Genomic DNA, 24,186 nt, shown 5'->3' on the forward strand with positions numbered 1-24,186 from the left:
GCTCTTTGTTTATCGTTGGATTGAGGCGTCTTTCGGGGCAATCCAACCCTGTATTTGAGCTTTTTTCGACCGCTGTACCTACCTAACCTGAAGAGCCTGATTACAGCTTTAGACGGTTAGCACATGACGAATTTATCAAGGATTGATCAAAGACGCCGCAACACCAAAAACCAGGACGGCATTAATGACACCTGGATCGCGCAGGCGCTGCCCGCCTGGATCACCGACATTTCCCCTGTCAACGCTCGCGCATTAAAGGCTGCCCAGCGCGACTTCGCTCCGTTCAAAACCCATGCCCGCTCAGCTCACCATCAGCTCAAAGAGGCGATATCCGAGCACTGGTCTACCCAGAACGCCGTGGACGCCCTGCTTGATAACCTGACCGATGTTTATGCGTTTGCCGAACCCCTGTTGAAAAAAACGCTCAGCGAGCACTACGGCGACATTGATGTCAGGAACACCTACCTGCGGCTTTACGCCGCCGTCGGCCGCCCATGGTGGGTGCACGATTTCAAGGGTGGCACGAAGGTCCGGACGGTCTCGTTACTGAACGCGGCCCTGCACAATTTCTCGGATGACGAAACATTTTCGGACTTTGCTTTTCTTGACGCGCCGGACCCGCGCGGACAGATGAAAACGCTGCACATCAACCACAGAATCACGGGAGCCGCGCTTACCGCCCAAGGGTTCAAGGCCATCTGCCGTGATCTGGACATCGGCGCCCGCTATCAACAGGCACTGCGTCAGGCCCTCGGATTCGGCAGCTCCCGGGTCGCCAACAACGTGCGCACGGCGGTCATTGCCAGCCAAAAAGCCGCGTTGAAAGCAGCGGCGCATTTGGCACTGCTGAACAAACACATTGATGCACACGCCCATCGACTCATCCTTGATCTGGTCCATGGCCGACAGGATTTGAGGCTGGACGGCAAGCACGTGAGCTACTACAACCTGGCCATGATGGAAACGGTGCTGGCGGGCATTCTGTTGATCACAACCGACCCGGGACCGGGTGGCTCTCCCGGTCGCCTGATCGCCTATGTGCCACACGACAACCAACACCCACTCAAGGAATACCCCTCGCCCGCCGAGTTCATGGCCGAACTGACCCGCCAGCTGCGGGAAGAAAAACCCGCCGACGGACAGTCATCGGGTGGGTTCGGTTATCAACAGTTCTTCAGCCAGTTCGTGCCCCACACGGAGCGAGGGCATTTCTTCGCCAGTCTCAATCAACGCTTGAGCACGGTGAAATGGCATCAACGAGATCGGCAGGCCGGCGGCCCCGTCTGGAGGGATACGCCGGTGGACAATCCCAACCTGAGTTTCAGCGTCCAGGCGATCACCGATGACTATCAAAACCGCTCGCCCGACCCGGCCCATGACGACCTTTGGCAATACCTGTTCCGGATCAGGCTCAACAAGATCGTCAACGATGCCCGCGACCTCGCGATCTCCACCCAGGATGCCGACCGCATGGCGCGTTGGGCCTGGTGGGATAACCTGGAGAAGATGCTCTCGGACATTTTCAATGTGGCCCTGTTCGTGGTCACGCCGTTCGTGCCGGTGCTCGGTGAGCTGATGCTGGCGTACACCGCTTACCAACTGACGGATGAAGTGTTCGAAGGCGTTGTGGACTGGGCTGAAGGCCAGACCACCGAAGCGGCCGGGCATGTATTGGGCATTGTCGAAAACCTGGTTCAGTTCGGTATCTTCGGCAGCGCCGCCGAGCTGGGCAACTCCCTCTCCTCACCGTTCATCAACGCGATGAAACCGGTGCAATTGCCTGACGGCAGCCAACGCCTGTGGCATCCCGATCTCACTCCCTATCAACAGCACGACCTGTCATTGCCCGCCGATTCGGCGCCGGATGCCTGGGGGCTGCACCGGCATCAAGGCAAATCCATTTTGCCTCACGAGGGCAAACTGCTGGAGATCGAGCGAGAACCCTCCGGCCGGTTGCGGGTGATTCATCCCCGGCAGCCGGACGTTTATCGGCCGCAGGTGACACACAATGGCCTGGGTGCCTTCGTGCATGAAGGCGAACAGCCCGGAGCCTGGAGTGAACGCCAACTGATGCGCCGGCTCGGGCATTCGGTCGAGCGCTTTAGCGACGGCGAACTGGAGCAGATCCGCGCCATCAGCGGCACCGATCACGATACGTTGCGGCGGATGTACGTCGAGTCTGACGCGCCACCGCCGCTGCTGGCCGATGCGCTGAAACGCTTCGAGGCGTATGAAGATATCGCCCGGCTGGAAGAACAGATTCGCAGTGGTCTGCCGCTGACGCCTGATCCGGCTTCGGCCTGGTTCGAGCAAACCGTGACGGAACTGCCCGGTTGGCCACACGACAAGGCCCTGCGCGTGCTTCATCAATCCAGTGCTTCGGCGCAAGATCGCCTCTATGGCAATCCTGAGGCCTTGCCATCGGACATCCTCAGCATCAGCCTGGCGGACGTCATGGCCGGGCAGTTGCCCGAACGCGTGGTGGCGTTTCTGGAGGAGCCCGAACTCGCCGTCATGCTCGGCCCCGACGTGCCACCGGCGCATCGGGCACAAGCCTTGCGCAATCAACTGGCCGACTTTGTCGAAGGCGACATGGACAGGTTGGCCAAACGGACGTATCGCGCCCGGGAAAAAACCCGCGATCCGCAAGTGAGGCTGCTCAGAGACGCGTTCCCCGAACTGCCGTCAAGCATCAGCCAAACACTGCTGGCCAACGCCACGGGTGCGGAACGCCTCGCGATGCTCAGCGAAAAACGCCTTCCGTTGCGTATAAAAAATCAGGCCCGTGAACTGAATTTCGAAGTGCGCGCGGTCCGGGCAACCGAGAGCCTTTATGGGCATTCGGGGTTAACCGCGGACACCGAGCGTCTGGTCCTGAATACGCTGAGACTGCACAGCGACGTATTCACCGACCTGCGTGTCGACATCCGCGACAGCTCCCCGCACGGTAGCTTGCGCTGCAGCGTTGGCGCGCAATCTGCTACCCGGGTCAGGACACTCGTCAGCAGCGGCGGACGCAACAAATACGAAGTGTTCGACGAGGACAATCGCCTTTACGGAGCCAGCAGCCTCTATGAGTCGTTGCTGCGTGCAATGCCGCAGGATCAGCGCAACGCCTTGGGTTTCCAGCTCGGCCAGGGCAAAGCGCTCAAACACTGGTTCAAGCAAATCCTCGTTGCCCCTGAAGTCCGCAGAACCGCGCTCGCCGAACTACCGATTCGCTCGCAGCGTGACCGGATCACCAGCCTGCTGTTACAGGGTGGGGGCCTGAGCAAGGACGGTTCCGCCTCACTGGATCGGCGGGTTCGCGACCTTTACCCGACCTTCAGCGCTGAGGAGGCCACGCGATTTGTCGAGGCCTTGACCGCGCATGGTGACCCCCTGACCGCCCTTTCGGCGCTTGAGGATGAACTCGACGACCTGCGCGTCACCCTCAATCAGTGGCGCTATCAGCAACCCGACGTCTGGGGGCCTGACCCTCAGGGTTTCCGCGACGGCGGCGGGCGCCACATCGCCGAACGGCTGATCGAGTGTTTCGAACGTCGAAGCCTGGTGTTCGACGAGCGCAGCCTGCATCCCCACAGCGGTTATCGTCTCGATTTATCGGTGGAGCTGAGCAGTGTCAATCTTGAGACCTGGTGGAAACAGAAGCCCGATCTCAAGCGGTTTCTCGACAAGGTCTCGGTCCTGAATCTGGACAACACGCGTTTCTCCAGCGAACCGGGCGGTCTGTTGAAGGACTTTGCGCACCTTGACGAATTAAGCGCCAGAGGCGGTCAACTGACTGAAATACCCCAGGGCATCACCACGATGCACGTTTTGTCGACCCTGCGCCTGAACAACAACCACATCCGCCTGACAGCGCAAAGCGTTGAACAACTCAGCCGCCTGACCTACCTGAAAACCCTCAGGCTGGATCACAACCCCTTGGGCGCGCTACCGGACATCGGACACATGCCCGGCCTGATGATCGTCAGCCTGCGTGACACCGGCATCGACACCTGGCCCCGAGGCACCTTCGGCAAACCTCGACCGCGCGGTTTTTTCCTCGACTTGCAGGACAACCCGCTGGCGCGTATTCCCGATGTGATCCCGGGCTCGAACGATGCCTTTGTGGTCGCACGCACCCGGCTTGACGCGCAAACGCTCAGTGACGTGAACCGGTTGGCCTACGAAAACCTCAGGAGGTCCGTGGGGCTCAGCCCCCGACATGCCTATCCACCTGCCACCGACAACGATCTGGCCTTCTGGCCTGTAACGGACGACAGCGAATGGTGGACGCCCTCCCCCGGGCTTGGCCGATACCGTGGCGAGGCCTGGGGTGATCTGGCCGATGAACCGGACTCGGCGGGATTCTTCACGGTGATTCGCGGCCTTACCCTGTCTGCTGATTATCGAGCGGGAGGCGAGTTTCGAGCCGATCTGGCCAAGCGTGTATGGCGGCTGATTGATGCCGCCGACATGGATGCCGAGCTCAGGAACAGGCTCTTCACCATGGCCAGCTCACCCGTTAACTGCGCCGATGCCGGCGCTCAGTTGTTCAACAACATGGGGCTGGAAGTGCTGGCCTCGGAAGTCAGATCATTGAGCACCTCGCCGCAGATGCTCGAACGTCAACTGGTGACCCTGGCCCGGAGCGCGGCACGTCTGGATCATGTGAACGAGATTGCCCGTGCGGACATGCAGGAACGAATTGACAGCGGTCTCACACCGGATGAAGTCGAGGTCTATCTCGCCTACCAGACTGGTCTGGCCCGACGGTTGGACCTGCCCTGGCAATCGCGAAGCATGCTTCACCGGCCGGTTGCTGGCGTGAGTGAGAGCATGATCGATCAAGCCTACGGCGCGGTGCTGTCACTGGGGTACGGTGACGGGCTGGTGAACCAGATACTGGAGCAACGCTTCTGGGTTGAATACCTGCGCACGACCCACCCGCGAGCATTTGAGGAAAACACCGAGCTGTACGCGGTGGTCAAGGCCGGGTTACTGGCGGATTTGCGGCAGACGCAAAGCGAACGGGCTCATACCCGGCACCGCACCGATGAATACAAAAACCAGCTCGAGGAAAAACTCAAAGAACTGGCCCGACAGCTTGCTGTTCCCGAGTCGGTTGTGTTCACCGGCAAGGAAATGACCGATGAGGTGTACAACCGATTGATCAACGACCTTTTCGAAGACGAAAAGGAACTGGCGCGACGCCTGACCCGAATAGCATTGAGAATGGCAGGTCATTGATAACGCCCTGAACGTTTCGACCATTGCCAGTTGCTGTACCTGGAGGCAAACAGTCAGCCGGTAAGTCAAGACGCAGAACCTGTGGGAGCGTGGCTTGCCCGCGAAGAACGATGACGCGTAGTACCTGAAAAACCGCGGTGCATTCTTCGCGGGCAAGCCACGCTCCCACAGGATTTTCGTCGCTCAAATGTCTTAACTTACCGGCATTAGCCCAAGGCCTTTCATATTTCCGAATCCCAGATCACGACGATGTTCCCGGTATAGTGGGCGGCGACGCCAGGTTGCAGCATGTAATCCATGTATTCGCTCGCGACTTCAAAGTGCAGGATGCCCGGCCGATTGTTCACATAATTCAGGGCCTGGTATTTTTGCTGCTCCTCCTGACCCACACGTATCAGACGACGGCGCTTGACCGGTACGCCAGCGAGATCGGTCAAGCCATCGGGCAGGGTGACGCTGAGTTCCACCAGGACGGCACGCTGCGAAACGGGGTCGCGAATCATGCAGTCGTACAGCCCGGGGATTTCGCAGCCGATTTGCATCTTGAACCGTGATGACGCCGAGATATTGAAGACCTGATCGCGGTACAGGCGCACCGGCTTTCGTCCATGTTGCAACCAGTTTTGCCACCCGCCAGCCGGCTCCAGCACGACTTTGTTACCACCCGGTGGAATATCGACCTTGAGTGTATGTTCAACGTTGAGGGTAAAACTCAATGTCAGGGTAGAGTCGTTGGGGTGCATGACATCACCCATGTCGAAATCCATGCCGGGGCCGACGTAGTAAGTCAGATTGCCGGTGAAAATTCCGGAGGACATGTGCAGCGGATCGGGGGTGCGCAATTCATAGCCAATCTGCATCTGGTCATAAGTAAGGCCCGGAATTCGATAATTAGCCGTCATTGCACATTCGCTGGCAGTGGGCGTCATCCAGAAAAAGGTTCTGCTGTTCGGTTGCGTATACATGCCTCCCGTAGGCTGACAAGGCGCGGGCGGAGCCCAGGTCCAGTCCCCCCACAGACGGGTATGCCAGCCTTGCAAGTTGGTGGGTTCGCCTTCGCCGACCAGGTTTTGCGCCGTATCGGGAAGAATGTAACGGCCACCGATAGAAACAATACGAACCTCGACCTCCGATGTCTCCGCACGACCATCGACCTTGCTGATCGTGAGCCGTCGCCAATCGGCCGGTACTTTGAACATTGCCCCTTTGCGGCGATCGGCATGCCCAGCCAGGATGGGGGCGATGGACTGAAACTCGATGGGGACAAGCAATGAGAACAACCCCTGCTCCTTGCAGAATTCAGGTTGACGTGCGCAATGTCCGCTCACCGGGGTGTCATTGGTGAACTTGTTTTCATGGGGTTTGGACGGATCCGGCCTGAACGATGCTCTGATGTCCATGGTCGCGCCGATCGCCGATTCAACGGTTAATGCACACAACAACACCCACCCCGCGCTGCCATGGAGGAGGGTTTTGCAAAACTTCATTGATTTCATCTCGCTCATGACTCCCTGTCATGGGATGGAGGACGTTTTTTTAACGGGCTCAGGGCGCCACGGCACTGAACACCAACAGCACGTTGCCGTAGTAACTGCCCGGTTTATAACCTCCAGTGGGGATTGTCGGCTCGATGTCCAACCGCACCCGACTGCCCGCCATGGCCTCCTGTGCCGAGACCACTTGCCGGGGCTGAGCGTCGTGACTCAGCGCCTGACCGTTGAAGCTGACGCGCAGGTATATATTCTCGGCATCGTTGCCGTTGGATAGATAAGGTTCGCTCTCCAGCCGCGCTTCAATTGCGCTGGTGTCGTGCTTGACGTCGAAATACTTGCGCAAACCGCCCAAGGTTGAAGTATGAGGATTCCACGGCAATCTCTGCTCGCGATGAATCCAGTCCGTTTCCGCCGGTATCACGTAAAACGCCAAGGTGGGGATGTTCACCGAAATTTCGAACTCATGTTCTTCCCGCGCCGCGAACACCTGGGAGCTCATCAGCGTCGCGGCACTCAACGATGCCGCGAAGGCCCATTGCTTGATCATGTCTGGTACCTGTTCATCAAAGAAAACCGCAGCAACACGGGTCGGTGCTACCGGCTGGCAATGCGCATGGTCTTTTTGGCCTGGCCTTCAATCAGCTGGAAACGGTACTCACGACCGGGTTTTTTCTCGAACTGAAAACTCTTTCCCGCGAGGATGTGGTGCTTGGTGGTCGGCTCGCATTCGGTCTCGACCTTCAGCGAGCAGTTCTTGAACTCGTCGACTATCACCACGGTGTTGCCGTTGTTGCGAATGCTGTAAGTGCCCGGACCATCATCGATCACGCTGTCGTAACGGGTGTTTTTCGGCCGCACGAAGAACACCGTGCCAAAACCGGCCATCACGTTGACCCCCGCCGACAGGTTCTTTTTGTAGGTGTCGCGATCCTCCTCGGAAACGGCGAATTCATCCTCCTTTTCCGGCACCACGGGTACGAAGCGCACACGAAAATATCGCTCGGTTTCACGCTCGCCCATGTACAGCAGACGCGAACCCTGCATGCCATTGACGGGCACGATCAGCCGCGCGGGGCTGGCCATCAATCCATCGCGGGCGCTGGCATCGGCCTGGCTCTTGACCGGCACTTCACGGGGCGTGCCATCGGCGTCGTAGATGATTTCCAGAATGTTGACCTTGACGAAAGCCGTGCTGTCGCCACCATTGAACACCCGTTTCAAATAGGTACTTTTATCGCCATCCAGATAGTCGTAGACCGTCCCGACGTTGATGTTGGGCGCCGCCTGAACGGCCAGGGAAAACCCGCCCAGACTTACCAGCGCAAATAGACGCTTCATAACCTTGTACCTCATGACATTGAATACAACGCTGGCTCGACCGCTCGATGCACAGCCCATCAGACTTCCGAATCCCAGATCACCGTGACAGTCCCGGAATAGGTGGCCGCACGGCCGCTTTGCAGCATTGAGTTCACGTAGAAGGAATCGATTTCGAAGTGCAAAACGCCGGGTGCCCGATCGACATAGAACGCAGGTTGAAACTGTTCGGCCCTACTCGGACCAGGATAAAAACGCTTGCGCTTGACCGGTTCCCCAGCAAGGTCCGTCAGACCATTGGGCAAGCTGATTGATATCTGCACCTCCGCGGTACGCCCTGAAACCAGGTCGACAATCATGCAATTGTTAGTTCCGGTGATGAAGCAGCTCAGTTCCATCTTGAACCGCGACGATGCGGAGATATTGAAGGTCTGGTCACGGAACAGCCGCACCGGTTTACGCCCGTTTTGCAGCCAGTTTTGCCAGCCACCCTCCGGTACCAGTTCGACCTTGTTGCCGCCGGGAGGAATGTCGACTTTGAGGGTGTGCTGTACGTCGAGACTGAAGTTCAATGTCAACGCCGAACTGCTCGGCAGCATGACGTCACCCATATCAAAATCGCCGCCCGGGCCGACGGTGTAGGTCAGTGCCCCAACGTACTGTCCTGTTTTCATTCCCAAGGGGTTAGGGGTTTCAAGCTCATAGGCAAAGTCCAGATTATCGAAGCGCAGCCACGGCACATCGAACTTTGCCTGTTTTGCGCATTCGCCCTGTGAGGGTGTTTTCCAGAAGAACTTGTAGGTTGTGTTTGTGAATGCGCCTACCCCACTGTAGAAGCATGGCGCGGGCGCGTTAACCCAGCTCGTCCCCCATAAAAGATTGTGGGCAATCCGGTAGTCATCAGCCCCCACCACCAGCTGCATTACGTCCTGAGTCACGTACTTGGACCCGATGCCGACAATCCGCACCTTCACCGTCTGCGGTTCCCGGGTACTTTCGTGATAAATCGTGAGTTCCCGCCATTGCGCGGGCACTTTCAACATAGCCCCGCTACGTGGGGAAGTATGATTAGCGGGAATCGCCGTGCTGGAATTGAACGCGATCGGTACTTGCAGGCTGAACATCTGGTTATCGGAGCATTCCCCCGGGTAAGTCGCACAGTAACCACTAGGTGGGGTTGTGTTTTCAAACCTGTTTTGATGCGGTTTCGAAGGGTCCGGCTTGAACGTCGCCGTGATGAGCACCTCCTCCGCTTCGGCCGAATGTTGGAAACAGCCGATCAAAAAACTGACGATCGAAAGCGCAAGAAACTTGCCATACCGCCTTGAATGAGCCATGAATTTATAGTCCGAAAGTTAATGTCTGTAAGCGGCATCAGCCCGCTGTTTCAGGCGCAAACGTTGCGTCCGCCAAGGTGTCCGGGCTGCAGCGCAGGTCACCGATCATCAGCACGTCGTTTTCACTGCGGTACTTGCCGGTATCGAGTCGGAACTGGCACAGCAACTGATCGGCGTAACGCACTTGCAGGGTCGGCGAGCCGGCGTTCATTTCCATGGAGAAGAACCCGTCCACTTCACTCACCCCGCGGCTGGCGTGGTTGATCACGTGATGGCCCTTGAGGGGACGGCCTTGTGGGTCGAGCAAACGACCGAGCACGGTCAGGGTTTTCATCACGCGCACCTTGCGGTACTCCACCCCGCCCTTGTTCAGGTGATAACGGGTGCGCGCCGGCTCGATGGTCGCCGCCGGAACGTGATTGCCTTCGAAGTCGAAACTCACTGAACTGTTCTTGTAAGCGGTGATGGGGATGAAATTGCGCCCCGGTCGCAAGGCGGCGCTGCCGCCGCTGAGGTCGTCGGCGCGTAAGGCGATGCCGTCGATATCGGACTCGACATCGACAATCATCCCGGCGCCCCGCCCCTGAGGCTGGCTGGTCATCACCATCTGCCGGGCGCCGATGGCAACCGTGCTGTCCAGGTTCAGGCCACCGGTAAAGTTGCCGTTGTAGGACGAACGCTGCACAAACCCGTCGCCCCGGATCGTATCGGTACTAAAGTTCGCCAGGCTCGACACGCCGACGCCATAGGTGTCGGTGAGTGCCGTCACCGAAACGCTCTGCAACACGTGGTCCTGCAGGTCTTTGCGGTAACCCAGGGAGGCGTTGTTGTCACGGCTTCCGTCGCGCGCCGTGCGCGAACCGATGCTGCCGGATATTTGTTGTCCCGGTGCCCCCAGCGCGACGTTGACGCTCAGGTCGACGCCGCGATTACGATCATTGCCGCTGCTGTAGCTACCGGGACGATCGAACAGCGACAGGCGCCAACTGGCATCGCTGCCAAACAGCTCGCCGCGCTGCGTCCATCCCAGGTCCACGCCAACGCCTTCGACATTGCCTTCGCTGTGGGACACCCGCGCGTTGACCGAGCTTTTGCGACTGATGCGGTGGCTCAGCGCCAGGGATGAATTGCTGGTCTGGCCGGTGAACACATTTTGTTGGCGCACCCGGGTGCCGTCGGGCAGGGTGTCATAGGTGTAAGTGGTGTCGAGCCAGCTGCGGTTATGGCTGACCACCAGGCTGCCAGAGCCATAGTTGTACAAGCCTTGCAGATCGACCCCGGTGCCGTGGTCTTCGGTCTGATACACATTGGCATAAACGCTGAGGCTGTTGGCCAGGGTCCAGTCGATGGAGCTGCCGTATTGCAGTTTTTCGCGTACCTGACGCAACGAAAGTCCGAGAATGGCTCTGGGGTGCAGCAGGTAGTTGATCGACGCGCCCGCCGTGGCATCACCACTGGTCTGTTGATCCCAGTTGCTGAACAGTTTGCGTTCCTGCCCGGCAAACAGGTTGTAGCGCCAACGCTCATCGAAGTTGCGCCAGTTGTTCGGCTTGTACACCAGCTCCTGGGTCGTCGAAGTGATTTGACCGTCTTCGATCAGGCGTACTTCCACTTCGTAAATGCCACCGGGCAACGGCCGGGTGTCGAGGGTTTGCAAGCCGGCCGGCACCGATTGGGTATTGATCAGCAAACCGTCGCGGAAAATTTCCACCGAGGCCTGCCGGTTGGCAGTGACATAGATCGGATAGACGCTCGGTTTCGGGGTGTCGATCGCCAGGCTGTCGGAACTGCCGAACATCATGCCCATCGCAGTATCGGGACTGGTGCCGAAAGTGCGCGGCTGCCGGGTCAGGCCTTCGGAATTGGGGGTAAAGAAGCCCAGGCGAAAGAAGCTGCCTTGCAATTCACGCTGGGTATGGAGTTCATGTATGGCGTGATAAAGCTTGTCATCGGGCCCACCGAGACGGGCCAGCTGCATGTTGAATGTCTGGCTCCAATTGCCCAGGCTGCCACTGGCCTCCAGGCCAAAACGGCCGCCCAGATCCTGTTCCTGCCCACCATTGAGGTTGAGCTGATTGCGCACGATCAGACCACTGCTGCCACCCTCGGGCTGGTCGTAGTAACGCTTGGCTTCGGTGTCGCGTTCGGCGTTTTCAGTACCGATGGACACCAATGAATTTTGCAGGTTGTAGTGGATCGCCTGCAGTTGTTCCGGACACGCACCCGTGCAGGCGCCAAGGGCCACGCCCGACTTCAGGTAAGTTGCCCAGGCATCACGTTCGACGGCACCAATGTTACTGTCACTGGTGTCGGTGAATTCAAGTAAGGTAATGCGATCATCGCGAGACAATATAATCATCGCCTCGCCCAGTGGCTGTTGATCAAGTTCAACCCGAACCGCTAACGGAACATCAAAGAAGTGTTCTTCGAAGTCCGCCGGCAAACCTTTGGCCTGAGACAACAAACTTCTCGGCGTATTAGCAACAGTGGCGGGCGCTGCAAATGCACTACTACAAAGCAGCAACGCAAGCGCAGCCGCGATGGGCGTCATCGGGAACATGAACACGTACTCTAATTACCAATAGATTAAAGCCCGGCCGGTAAAAAATATTTACCGACCGGTTGCGTTACTTGGACAAGTAAGCGTTTGCTGTCACGTCAGACACTCATGGAGTGATGATAGGAAGAACGGCATCGAAACTCATGGCAACAGTGCCGGTGTAGTCCGCAGCAGGATGGTCGGTACCCACCGCGCTGATGTTGAGCGCCGCGCGATAGTTCGCATCGGACTCTTGTTCACCGACGACCAACTGCGGCGTAGTGGTGAGCGTAACGCCATTGAACGCAACGGTAAGAGGAATCGTGTTGGCGCCGCCGTAGAGCATTGGCGTACTTTCCACGCTGGCGTGAACCGAACCATTATTGTTGCGTACATCGAAGTAGCCGACCAAAGGCGTCAGGGTATTGGAGCCTGTGCGCGGGCTCATGTCCTGATCCTTGTTGACCAGATCCGGATCGACAGGCGTCACGTAGAAACCGTTTTCCGGAACGGTGGCGATCAGACTGATGGAGTGTCGCGCTTCCCCGGCGGCAAAAGCCATGGAGGAACTCAGCGCCAGAATGGCCAGTGGAGCAGTCATCGCAATTTTCTTGAACATCATCTAATACCTGTCTTTTTATCTAAGAATTGGCTCATTGAAGTCAGAAGACCTGTGATCGGCCACATAACCGCCAGAGGTTTTGTTGAACTTTCAATGCCGGAAGATCATCAAGCAATCTCTCCTGAAAGTAAGCAGGCAACTTCTGATGAGCGTGTAGCCAAATGGAGATGGCTGCAGCGTGAAAAAACCCGACATATTGAAATAATCAAACAGTGACTGTAAGAGACGGACTACAAATCATGCAAAACACGACCTGCTTTACTTGTCCAACACCGTGCAACTTCCGTAAGACAAGTACCACACTCCCTGAAATTAAAGGTTAATGTCCACGTATTAGAGAGTTAACACTAATTCTCTGTAATTAACAGGCGCGAGAATATGAATTCCTTTGTGTTTTTTCCTCGTCGGATTGTTTTCTCGTCCCGGGCACAGAGGCGCCGTTGGTCTGAAGCGCTTGCTCCGGCCTTAAGATATATCTTACGTTGTATCTAAACACGACGAGAGCAAGCAAAAATGAGAGACCATCATTCCCCCCACCGCGAACACGGCGAAGGCCGCGACGGCTTCGAGAAACGCCCCGGCCCTGGCCGCGAACGTGGTGGGCGCGGCCCACGGGTATTCGCCCCCGGCGACCTGAAATTGCTGCTGCTGGCACTGATCGCCGAGCAGCCGTGCCATGGCTATGACCTTATCCGCCAGATCGAAAGCATGTTCGACGGCGCTTACAGCCCCAGCCCCGGTGTGATCTACCCGACCCTGACCTTCCTTGAAGAAAGCGAAATGATCCTGGGCGATGCCGAAGGCGGAAAAAAACGCTACAGCATCACCGACGCCGGACGTCTGTCTTTAAGTGAACAAGCGATTGCCCTGGACGGCGTGCGCATGCGCATCGAGGTCAGCAAGCGCTCATTGCGCGGCCATGACCGCCCGGCCGAAATTCACGAAGCGGTGCACAACCTGCGCCATGCCTTGCAAATGCACCATGGTCGCTGGAGCCCGGAAGAAATCCTGCGGGTGCGCGACCTGCTCAACAACACTGCCAAGGCCATCGTCGATGGCCCCGCTGTTCAACCTGTTCAGGAGAAAGCCGAATGACTGACGTGATCCTGCAATCGCCCTCCATTCACCGCGTCATGCATGAGCTCAAACGCCGTCGCCTGGAAGTCCTACGGGTGGTCGACCTGACCCCGCGTATGCGCAGGGTTACGCTGGGTGGTCCTGATCTGGCAGGCTTCGTCAGCCTCGGAACGGACGATCATGTAAAACTGCTGTTCCCACAAAACGCGGCAGAACAGGCGGCGCTGGAAAACCTGGTCCTCGGTGCTGGCAAAGACAACGGGCCGATGCCCGCGATGCGCGACTACACGCCGCGCCGCTACGATCTGCACACCCTTGAGCTGGACATCGACTTCGTGCTGCACGGCGATGGCCCTGCCTCGACCTGGGCCGAGCAGGCCAAACCGGGCCAGTTCCTGCACATTGGCGGGCCACGGGGCTCGATGATCGTACCGGACATCTTCGACAGCTATTTGCTGATCGGCGACGAAACCGCCCTGCCCGCCATCGCCCGCCGGCTCGAAGGCCTGACTGCCAACCGGCGTGCGCTGGTGATCGTGGAAGTGGAAAACGGCGCCGAACAACAACGCCTGGAAAGCGCAGCCCAGGTCGATGTGATCTGGGTGCTGCGTGAGGGAGGCAAAAACAACCTGCTGACCACCGTGCAACAGATCAAGGTGCCCGATGGCAATCTGTATGCGTGGGTGGCGACCGAATCGAAGCTGTCGCGTCAGATCCGCCGGGTATTGCTCGATGAGCATGGCCTGGACGAGCAATTCGTCAAAGCGGTCGGCTACTGGCGGCTGGATGACAGCGACGAAGAATAAATCGTAAAAGATCGCAGCCTTCGGCAGCTCCTACAGGATTTGTGTTCGCCCGACGATTTACGGGGGTGCACGATTCATATGTAGGAGCTGCCGAAGGCTGCGATCTTTTGATCTTTATCCAACGAACTCCAACTAACGATGAAGACGACGATCCAGTCCAACCACCAACAACGCAATCAGCACAAACCCCGCCAACAATCCCCCTGCATTCACAAACACCTGTGGATAACCCAGCTTGTCCACATCAATGAACGGATACGGATAAACCGCCAGCAGATGCCCGCGCCATAACGCATAGCCGAAGTACACCAGCGGATAGATCACCCACACCGCAATGTGCCGCAGGCGCAACGTACCTTTGGGCACACAGCACCACCAATAAACCAGAAACAGCAGCGGCATGACGTCATGCATCAGCTCGTCGGCCAGCCATTGCCAGCCTTCGGGATGCCATAAATGGCGCAACAACAGGCTGTACGCCACACCCACCACGGCGATGCTCACCGCAATCCCACTGCACACCCATGGCTGCAGAAACCAGCGGCGCGCAGCGGATTCGCGGGACGTCAGTTCACAGGTCAGCACCACCGCCACCAGCGTGTTGGTCAGCACGGTGAAGAAACTGAAAAAACTCACCAGCCCACCCAGCAGACTGGCCGCAACACTCCAGCGTAAGTAAAGAATCAGGTACAGCTGAATGGTTAAGCCCGCCCAGCCCAGAATCGCCGCCACGGCAACACAACGACGCCTCGTGGCAGCACCTGGCGTCGAGGGTATGACCATGCTCAGACCGGTCGCTTGGTGCGCATCAGCTTCACGTACAGGCGTTCGACCTTCTCCCGCGCCCATGGGGTTTTGCGCAGGAATGTAAGGCTCGACTTGATGCTCGGGTCACTCTTGAAGCAGCGAATATCGATACGCTCGGCCAGCCCCGACCATTCGTAGTGTTCAACCAGGGCGTTGAGGATCTGTTCCAGCGTCACGCCGTGCAGGGGGTTGGTGTTCTGTTCGGTCATGCCGGGCCTTCGAGCGATGAAAGGATGGGAAGCCGCGCACCTTAGCGGAGGCTTTCGCCCGGTGGAAGGGCTCCGGACAGAGGCATTCGTCAGATGCTGAATTAACTGTAGGCGAGTTGGCCATCATCTGAGGGGCAAACGTCAGGAGATACTGCCAGAACTCAGTAATAACGACGCGGGTCCGAATCGATCAGACTGGCCAGCTTGGTCAGGGCAAACCTCAATTCGTCCTGGCTGGTTGGCGACATCAACACCAATCGCACGCAGCGGGTAATGCCGCTACGTTCGGCCTGGAACTGGGTGCCACTGAGGACCAGCACACCGTTGGCACGGGCCAGCATGGTGAATTCGTCACTGGTCCAGGGTTCGGGCAACGTCAACCAGACGTGGTAGGAATACGGCTGGGTCTTGAGCTCGAAATTGGCGAAAATTTCCTGAGCAATCGCCTGCCGCCCGGCGGCTTCGTTGCGCTGAATACGGATCAGCTTTTTATCCAACCCCTGCGTGATCACATTACTGGCCAACTGAGCGGTCAATGGCGACGGCATCCAGACGCTGCTGCGTACCATGGAGGTCAGGCGTGACAGCAGTTTCGGCGGGCTATAGAGATAGCCAATCCGCAAGGCCGGCATGACCGACTTCGACAGACTGGTCAGGTACACCGAACGATCCGGAGCAAACGCCGACAGCGGTTTGATCGACGGGTCTGTGGCCAGAAAACCGTAGATGTCATCGTCCAGAATGATGAAGTCGAACTCCTCGGCCAACGCCGCGATCTGCGCCCGACGTTTTTGCGACATGATTGCGGCCGTCGGGTTCTGACAGGTCGCCACGCAGACCAGCATCGCCGGTTTCTCACGCTGGCACAGTTCGCGTAACGCTTCGGGAATGATCCCTTCATCGTCCATTGGCACGCCACGCAGACGTCGTTCCAGCCCATGGGCAAGGGAAATGATGCCGGGGTAGCACAGCGCCTCGCAGAGCACCAGATCACCGGCGTTGGTCAGCGCACTCATCGCGACCATCAAACCATGCTGTGCGCCGGCGGTGATCACCACTTGCTGCCATTGCGCATCGGGCAACGAATGGCGCAGCCATTGCGCGCCCGCCTCGCGATGAGCCGGATGACCGCCATCGGGTGCGTAATCGAGGGCATGGGCAAAATCCGTGCTTTTGGCCATGTCCACCAATGCTCCGCGCAACCAGTATTCCAGGGTTTCGCTGTAAGGCTTGATGATCGAAAGATCCAGTAATTCAGACTGCCCAAGATTCAGCGAGACGGCACTGTTGCTGGCCGGCAATTCCAACTGCTTCTGGTTGAGTACATAAGTGCCACGCCCCACTTCCCCCTGCACCAGACGCCGCCGATGGGCTTCGCTATAGGCACGGCTGATGGTACCGGGCGTGACATTCAGCGTGGTGGCCAGCTCCCGCAGAGTCGGCAGACGATCACCTTCGTTCAGCACGCCGTTGCTGATATCGCGCGCCAACGCGTCGGCAATCGACAAATACATCGGCTGGCTGAACTCGCTTAGCTGAGGAACCCACATGAATGATCACTACCCATCGTAGAAATGATGAATATCCGAGCATATCACATGGTGGTTAGGCAACTGATAAATGGACTCAATCAATAAATTGAGTCGATTGATTCGGCGATTTAATCGAAAATCATCTTTCATGAAAAATATTTTTCAACAACAATATTTATTTATAAATCAAATACTTATTTGGAAAAAAATCTGACAAATATCCCTTGATAGCAAAAAAACATCTCGCAACAATCTCCTCACATATTGAACCAACTCAATTCATTCAAATACACTCATCTCGAATCGAATCAATCGACTCAATCTCAATTCTGAATCACCGCGTGCCCGCCACGCCAAGTCGAGACATCATGGACACACTCAGAAAGGATCTATCCCTGTCAGCGGTCATTGCAGGCTTCATCGCCGTGATCATTTCCTATGCCGGCCCGCTGATCATCGTGTTTCAGGCGGCCCGGGAGGCACACCTGCCCAATGATCAAGTGTCGTCCTGGATCTGGGCGATTTCCATCGGCAGCGGCATTACCGGTCTGTTATTGAGCTGGCGTTTGCGGGTTCCGGTGATTACGGCTTGGTCGACACCAGGCGCGGCGTTGCTGGTGTCGATGCTGCCCACGGTCTCCCTGCCCGAGGCCATCGGCGCCTATGTGGTGGCTTCGGTGATTATCGCGGTGGTCGGCCTGTCCGGTGCGTTCGACAAACTGATGAGTCGCCTGCCAAAAGCCATCGCCGCCGCCATGCTCGCCGGCATCCTGTTTCTTTTCGGCGCCGAACTCTTCACCTCGATCAAGCTGCAGCCGAGCCTGGTGCTGTCAATGATCGCGGCGTACCTGATCTTCAAACGCTTTTCACCGCGCTACGCCATCCTGTCGGTATTGATTGTCGGCTGCGCCGTGGCCGCCTCGTTCGGTGAACTCAACACAGGTTCGATCACCATCGATGTCGCCCACCCGATCTTTATCGCCCCGCAGTGGAGCTGGCACGCGATCATCAATATCGGCCTGCCGCTGGCCCTCGTCACCCTTACCGGGCAGTACGTGCCGGGCATGGCGGTGTTGCGCACCTCGGGCTACAACACCCCCGCGCGCTCGATCATTTCGGTCACGGCCATCGGTTCAGTTTTGATGGCGCCCTTCGGCTCCCATGGCTTTAACCTTGCGGCCATCACCGCCGCTATCTGCACCGGCCGCGAAGCCCATGAAGATCGCGACAAGCGTTACATCGCCGGGATCGCCTGCGGAGTGTTCTACATTCTGATGGGCACCTTCGGCGCGACCCTGGCTTCGGTGTTTTCTGCCTTGCCCAAAGAGCTGATCGCCTCGCTCGCCGGCCTGGCCCTGTTCGGGGCGATCAGCGCCGGGCTGACCGGCGCCATGGCTGACGAGAAACAACGTGAAGCGGCGCTGATCACCTTCCTGGTCACCGCCTCGGGCATGAGTTTCCTGGGGCTGGCCGCTGCATTCTGGGGGCTGATCTTCGGGCTCGTGGCACATTTCGTACTGACCTACACCCGAGAAAGCAAAGCCAGCACCGTCGCCGAGGGCAGCCGACCATGACCGCTCGTCACGACTTCACGGGCAGGGCCTGAAAGACACGTCCATTTTTCTTTCCGACACCAGCAAAAGCCAGTCAAGGGTATTGCCACATCACGCGCCAGCCCCCTTGGCCGAAGCACTTATTGAAAGGAAGACTCCATGAGCCTGCAGAATTTAGACCCTACCCTCGCGCGCCTGATCGGCCGCGAACGCAACCGTCAGGAAACCCACCTGGAGCTGATCGCCTCGGAAAACTACGTCAGCGAAGAAGTGCTGGAAGCCCAAGGTTCGGTGCTGACCAATAAGTACGCCGAAGGCTACCCGGGCAAGCGCTATTACGGCGGCTGCAAGGTGGTCGACGAGATCGAAAGCCTCGCCATCGAACGTGCCTGCAAACTGTTTGGTAGCGAATATGCCAACGTCCAGCCGCACTCCGGTTCCCAGGCCAATCAGGCCGTGTTTCTCGCTGTGCTCAACCCTGGCGACACGATTCTGGGAATGTCCCTGGCCGATGGCGGCCACTTGACCCATGGCGCCTCGGTAAACTTCTCCGGCAAGTTCTACACCGCGTACTCTTACGGCCTGGAAAAACACAGCGAAACCCTCGACTACGCCGAGATGGAAGCCCTGGCCCGGGAACACCGGCCGAAAATGATCATTGCCGGTGCCTCGGCGTATTCCAGGACCATCGACTTCCAGCGTTTTCGCAAAATATGCGATGAAATCGGGGCATACCTGATGGTCGACATGGCGCACTACGCCGGACTCATCGCAGCCGGCCTGTACCCCTCGCCGGTCGGCATTGCCGACTTCGTCACCTCGACCACTCATAAAACGCTGCGCGGCCCACGGGGCGGTCTGATTCTGGCTAAACGCGAACATGCGGCGTTGCTCGACAAGACGATATTCCCGGTCTATCAGGGTGGACCTCTGATGCACGTCATCGCCGCCAAGGCCGTAGCGTTCAACGAAGCCCTCGGTAATGAGTTCAAGCACTATCAGCAACGCGTCATCGACAACGCCAGGACCATGGCGAACATACTTACTCGACGGGGCGTGCGGGTGGTGTCAGGTGACACCGATTGCCACATGTTCCTGCTCGATCTGCGCACGAAGAACATCACCGGAAAAGATGCCGAGGCGTTGCTCGAGAGCGCCCATATCACCTTGAACAAGAACGCGATCCCCGACGATCCGCAAAAACCTGCGATCACCAGCGGCATTCGCATTGGCACACCCGCCCTGACCACGCGGGGCTTTGGCGAAGCCGAGTGTGCCGAAGTGGCCAACCTGATTGCCGACCTGCTTGAGCAACCGACCAATGCGGCGCTGCTGGACAATGTCCGTCGACGGGTGATGCATTTGTGTGAGTGTTTCCCGGTCTATCTGTTGAATTAACGGCACTGAAACATAAGGGGGCGGACGCTTGAGTCCGCTTTTTTTTTTTGGCACCACCTGGCACTGCGGCGACCGGTCGCAACCGACTGTTACGAAATCCGAAATGATCCATGTCAGTAAAAGCCCTTTCTCTATGTGTAACAGAACATTATCCTTATGCCCGTCCAGCTGAAACGCTTCTCCCCTGCTGCATTCCCGCTGCGTTCAGTTCACCCCCTTAGAAAAAAACCAAGAATTCCTTCTCTATGCCTGATTTTCAAACTCCGCGAGACAGCGCTGTCTTACTCTCTGTGTCCAATCGAAAAGCCCTCATCCTGATGGGCGGATTCACCGCGTTGGGTCTCGCCACCTGCATCCAGGCTGCGCCGGCCTTCGATAGCGACTCACCGTGGATGCTCGGTGACTGGAACGGCACTCGTGCCGAACTTTCGGAAAAGGGCTACGACTTCAAGGTCGATTACACCGGTGAAATGGGCAGCAACCTGCACGGCGGTTATGACCATGACCGCACCGCTCGCTACAGCGACCAGTTCGGCTTTGGCACTCATCTGGACTTGCAGAAAATTCTCGGCTGGGACGACGCTGAATTTCAGCTGACCATCACCGAGCGCAACGGCAACAACATCAGCAACGACCGGATCAACGATCCGCGGGTCGGCGGTTTCACCTCGGCTCAGGAAGTCTGGGGCCGCGGCCAGACCTGGCGCCTGACACAGATGTGGTATCAGCAGAAGTTCTTCGATCAGAAGCTCGACATCAAGGTCGGTCGCTTCGGCGAGGGCGAAGACTTCAACAGCTTCCCCTGCGACTTCCAGAACCTGGCGTTCTGCGGCTCCCAGGTCGGCAACTGGGTGGGCGACATCTGGTACAACTGGCCGGTCAGCCAGTGGGCGATGCGCGTCAAATATCACCTGACGCCGGAGTTGTACGCGCAAGTCGGGGCTTACGAGCAAAACCCGTCCAACCTTGATCGCGATAATGGTTTCAAGCTCAGCGGCAGCGGCACACAGGGCGCGATCCTGCCGGTGGAACTGGTCTGGACCCCGAAATTCAATGGCCTGCCGGGTGAATACCGTGCCGGTTATTACTACAGCAATGCCAAGGCCACCGATGTCTACAAGGACAGCAACGGCCAGCCGGCAGCCCTGAGTGGCGAGGCTTATCGCAGCGCATCGAGCAAGCACGGTGTGTGGCTGGGCGTGCAGCAGCAGCTTACCAGCCGCGCCAGTGACCACTCTCGGGGCCTGAGCGTATTTGCCAATGGCACGATGCACGACAAGAAGACCAATGCCATCGACAACTACGTCCAGGCCGGCGTCGTCTACAAAGGCTTGTTCGATGCCCGCGCCAGGGACGACATTGGTTTTGCCCTGGCCCGTGTCCATGTCAACCCGGCCTACCGCAAGAACGCCGAGGCCACCAATCAGGCCCGCGCCGTCTTCGACTATGACGACCCGTCGTTCCTGCCGCCGCAAGACACCGAATACAGCGCCGAACTCTATTACGGCGTGCACGTCACGAACTGGCTGACCGTGCGCCCGAACCTGCAATACATCCGCCACCCCGGTGGCGTTGACAAGGTCGATGACGCGCTGATTGGCGGGATCAAGATCCAGTCATCGTTCTAACTAACGGCACAAAACCTGTGGGAGCGAGCCTGCTCGCGATGGCGGTGTGTCAGTCGACATCAATGCCGAATGTTAAGCCGCCATCGCGAGCAGGCTCGCTCCCACAAGGACCGCATCAACCGAACACTTTATTTCTATGAACCCTGCCCACGCCAGATCGTCATCTACAGTGAACTTGCGCGGGCTTACTTAAAACGTCACGGAGAACCACACTATGAGCGCTGATGGTGCTTTCAGTCGAAGCCGTCTGCTGCCGAGCCTGCTCGGTATCGTGCTTCTACTAATGGGCCTGGCCTTGCTGGCCGGGGGGATCAAGCTGAGCATGCTCGGCGGCTCGCTGTATTACCTGCTGGCCGGTATCGGCCTGATGCTGACCGGTGGGCTGCTGCTTGCCGACCGTTATGCAGCGCTGAGCCTGTACGCGATAGTGCTGTTCGCCAGTACGGTCTGGGCACTGTGGGAAGTCGGCCTGGACTGGTGGCAACTGGTGCCACGTCTGGCGCTGCTCTTTGCCCTCGGTATCGTCATGCTGCTGCCATGGTTCCGTCGCCCGTTGCGTACCGGCGAGTTCAACCCGGTCGGCACCGGCGTGCTGAGCGCTGCCGTGGTCATCGCCGGTATCGCCGCGCTGGCCAGCCTGTTCACCAACCCCGGTGAAATCAAAGGCGAACTGGATCGTGACGCCGTGCCTGGCATGAGCAACACCGCCCCGGCCATGCCCGATGGCGACTGGAACTCCTACGGCCGCAGCGCCCATGGCGATCGCTACTCGCCACTGGCGCAGATCACGCCGCAGAACGTCAACAAACTGGTGCCCGCCTGGACCTACCGCACCGGCGACCTGCCTGGCCCGAACGACCCGGGCGAAACCACCGCCGAAAACACCCCGCTCAAAGCCAACGGCATGCTTTATGTCTGCACGCCGCACAGCCAGGTGATCGCGCTGGACCCGGACACCGGCAAGGAACTCTGGCGTTTCGATCCGAAGCTCTCCACGCAAAACGCGGCGAACTTCAAGGGTTGGGCGCACATGACCTGCCGTGGCGTGACCTATCACGATGACGCCGCCTACGCGTCCGAGCAGAGCCCTACCGGCACTGCCAACGCGCCAGTCGCCAGCGTCTGCCCGCGCCGGATCTTCCTGCCGACCGCCGACACCCGTCTGATCGCCCTGAACGCCGACACCGGCAAAATGTGCGAAGACTTCGGCAACGGTGGCCAGGTTGACCTGACGACCAACATCGGTGAATTCACCGCCGGCGGTTATTACTCCACCTCTCCACCGGCGGTCACCAAAGACCTGGTGGTGATTGGCGGCCACGTGACCGACAACGTTTCCATCGACGAGCCAAGCGGCGTGATCCGCGCGTTCGACGTGCACACCGGCAAACTGGTATGGAACTGGGACAGCGGCAACCCGGACGACACCACGCCGATTGCCGAAGGCAAGGTCTACACCCGCAACTCGCCGAACATGTGGTCGATCTTCAGCGTCGACGAAAAACTCGGCATGATCTACCTGCCGATGGGCAACCAGACCCCGGATCAATTCGGTGGCGCACGCACCCCAGAATCGGAACTGCACGCCGCCGGCCTGACCGCGCTGGACATCGCCACCGGCAAGGTGCGCTGGCACTTCCAGTTCACCCACCATGACCTGTGGGACATGGACGTCGGTGGCCAGCCAACCCTGATGGACCTGAAAACCGCAGACGGTGTGAAACCGGCGGTGCTCGCGTCCACCAAGCAAGGCAGCATCTACGTGCTGGACCGCAGCAATGGTCAGCCGATCGTGCCGATCAAGGAAATTCCGGTGCCGCAAGGCGCAGTGGAAGGCGACTACACTTCGCCGACCCAACCGATGTCCGACCTGAACTTCGTGCCGCCGACCCTCAAGGAACGCGACATGTGGGGCGTGACCCCGTTCGATCAGATGCTGTGCCGGATCGACTTCAAATCCCTGCGCTACGACGGCATGTTCACGCCGCCATCGCTGCAAGGCTCGATCGTTTATCCCGGTAACTTCGGCGTGTTCGACTGGGGCGGCATCTCGGTTGACCCGGTGCGTCAGATTGCTTTCGTGAACCCGAGCTACATGGCGTTCAAATCGAAACTGATCCCGGCCGCCGAAATCGCCAAACAAGGCCCTCGCGTCAGCGAAACCGAAGGCGTGCAGCCCAACAAAGGCGCGCCTTACGGCGTAATCCTCGAAGCCCTGCTGTCGCCAATGGGCCTGCCGTGCCAGGCACCAGCCTGGGGCTACGTGGCGGCGGTCGATTTGACCACCAACAAAACCATCTGGATGCACAAGAACGGCACCGTGCGCGACAGCTCGCCGGTTCCGATCCCTCTGAGCATGGGCGTACCGAGCCTGGGCGGGGCCTTCACCACTGCCAGTGGCGTGGCCTTCCTGAGTGGCACCCTCGACCAGTACCTGCGCGCCTACGACGTGAAAAACGGCAAGCAACTGTGGGAAGGCCGCCTGCCAGCAGGCGCGCAAACCACACCGATGACCTACACCGGCAAAGACGGCAAGCAATACGTGCTCGTTGTTGCGGGCGGTCACGGATCGCTGGGCACCAAACAGGGTGACTATGTGATTGCGTACAAACTGTCGGAATAAGCGGTAGCGG

Annotated in this window: 16 protein-coding genes; 7 read left to right on the plus strand and 9 right to left on the minus strand. The window is 58.5% G+C overall.

What is annotated here, in order from left to right; all coding sequences use genetic code 11:
* Positions 1–123 precede the first annotated feature (123 nt).
* Positions 124–5,235, plus strand: coding sequence for an NEL-type E3 ubiquitin ligase domain-containing protein (locus tag ACZ89R_RS11770; protein WP_429545706.1), 5,112 nt, complete (start codon positions 124–126; stop codon positions 5,233–5,235).
* 221 nt (positions 5,236–5,456) lie between these two features.
* Here ACZ89R_RS11770 and ACZ89R_RS11775 read toward each other — a convergent pair whose 3' ends face one another.
* From ACZ89R_RS11775 to ACZ89R_RS11800, 6 genes are all read right to left on the minus strand, one after another.
* On the minus strand, positions 5,457–6,731 hold the full coding sequence (locus tag ACZ89R_RS11775; RefSeq protein WP_429547863.1) for a hypothetical protein: 1,275 nt from the start codon (positions 6,729–6,731) through the stop codon (positions 5,457–5,459).
* Positions 6,732–6,780: 49 nt separating this feature from the next.
* A complete protein-coding gene (locus ACZ89R_RS11780) occupies positions 6,781–7,275 on the minus strand; it encodes a CS1 type fimbrial major subunit (protein WP_429545705.1) in 495 nt (164 codons plus the stop codon).
* A gap of 47 nt (positions 7,276–7,322) precedes the next feature.
* On the minus strand, positions 7,323–8,066 hold the full coding sequence (locus ACZ89R_RS11785; protein WP_123500612.1) for a molecular chaperone: 744 nt from the start codon (positions 8,064–8,066) through the stop codon (positions 7,323–7,325).
* Positions 8,067–8,125: 59 nt separating this feature from the next.
* Positions 8,126–9,382: a hypothetical protein gene (locus tag ACZ89R_RS11790; RefSeq protein ID WP_429545704.1), complete on the minus strand. Its 1,257-nt coding sequence runs from the start codon at positions 9,380–9,382 to the stop codon at positions 8,126–8,128.
* 37 nt (positions 9,383–9,419) lie between these two features.
* Complete coding sequence (locus ACZ89R_RS11795) at positions 9,420–11,942, minus strand: CS1-pili formation C-terminal domain-containing protein (RefSeq protein ID WP_429545703.1); 2,523 nt, start codon at positions 11,940–11,942, stop codon at positions 9,420–9,422.
* A 106-nt stretch (positions 11,943–12,048) separates the two neighbouring features.
* Positions 12,049–12,543, minus strand: a complete 495-nt coding sequence (locus ACZ89R_RS11800) for a CS1 type fimbrial major subunit (RefSeq protein ID WP_429545702.1) — start codon at positions 12,541–12,543, stop codon at positions 12,049–12,051.
* A 513-nt stretch (positions 12,544–13,056) separates the two neighbouring features.
* On the opposite strand from ACZ89R_RS11800, the gene ACZ89R_RS11805 reads away from it, so the two are divergent.
* Positions 13,057–13,638 carry a PadR family transcriptional regulator gene (locus tag ACZ89R_RS11805; RefSeq protein ID WP_008072292.1) on the plus strand — a complete coding sequence of 194 codons (582 nt, stop codon included), beginning with the start codon at positions 13,057–13,059 and terminating at the stop codon, positions 13,636–13,638.
* Positions 13,635–14,426, plus strand: a complete 792-nt coding sequence (locus ACZ89R_RS11810; protein WP_429545701.1) for a siderophore-interacting protein — start codon at positions 13,635–13,637, stop codon at positions 14,424–14,426. The genes ACZ89R_RS11805 and ACZ89R_RS11810 overlap by 4 nt, the downstream gene beginning before the upstream one ends.
* A gap of 132 nt (positions 14,427–14,558) precedes the next feature.
* Here ACZ89R_RS11810 and ACZ89R_RS11815 read toward each other — a convergent pair whose 3' ends face one another.
* The 3 genes from ACZ89R_RS11815 to ACZ89R_RS11825 form a co-directional block, all read right to left on the minus strand.
* A complete protein-coding gene (locus tag ACZ89R_RS11815) occupies positions 14,559–15,209 on the minus strand; it encodes a Pr6Pr family membrane protein (protein ID WP_429545700.1) in 651 nt (216 codons plus the stop codon).
* Between the two features lie 2 nt (positions 15,210–15,211).
* A complete protein-coding gene (locus tag ACZ89R_RS11820; protein ID WP_007941719.1) occupies positions 15,212–15,442 on the minus strand; it encodes a VF530 family protein in 231 nt (76 codons plus the stop codon).
* A 161-nt stretch (positions 15,443–15,603) separates the two neighbouring features.
* Positions 15,604–16,992 (minus strand): aminotransferase-like domain-containing protein, encoded by a 1,389-nt coding sequence (locus tag ACZ89R_RS11825; protein ID WP_063341427.1) that lies wholly within the window; start codon positions 16,990–16,992, stop codon positions 15,604–15,606.
* A gap of 350 nt (positions 16,993–17,342) precedes the next feature.
* Between ACZ89R_RS11825 and ACZ89R_RS11830 the strand changes: the two genes are divergently transcribed.
* The 4 genes from ACZ89R_RS11830 to ACZ89R_RS11845 all read left to right on the plus strand — a co-directional run bounded on the left by ACZ89R_RS11830 (position 17,343) and on the right by ACZ89R_RS11845 (position 24,176).
* Positions 17,343–18,548, plus strand: coding sequence for a benzoate/H(+) symporter BenE family transporter (locus ACZ89R_RS11830; RefSeq protein WP_429545699.1), 1,206 nt, complete (start codon positions 17,343–17,345; stop codon positions 18,546–18,548).
* 138 nt (positions 18,549–18,686) lie between these two features.
* On the plus strand, positions 18,687–19,925 hold the full coding sequence (glyA, locus tag ACZ89R_RS11835) for a serine hydroxymethyltransferase (protein WP_429545698.1): 1,239 nt from the start codon (positions 18,687–18,689) through the stop codon (positions 19,923–19,925).
* 245 nt (positions 19,926–20,170) lie between these two features.
* Positions 20,171–21,553 (plus strand): carbohydrate porin, encoded by a 1,383-nt coding sequence (locus ACZ89R_RS11840; protein ID WP_429545697.1) that lies wholly within the window; start codon positions 20,171–20,173, stop codon positions 21,551–21,553.
* A 214-nt stretch (positions 21,554–21,767) separates the two neighbouring features.
* Positions 21,768–24,176, plus strand: coding sequence for a glucose/quinate/shikimate family membrane-bound PQQ-dependent dehydrogenase (locus ACZ89R_RS11845; protein WP_429545696.1), 2,409 nt, complete (start codon positions 21,768–21,770; stop codon positions 24,174–24,176).
* Positions 24,177–24,186: the final 10 nt, after the last annotated feature.

The sequence above is a fragment of the Pseudomonas sp. TE3728 genome (assembly GCF_056279145.1).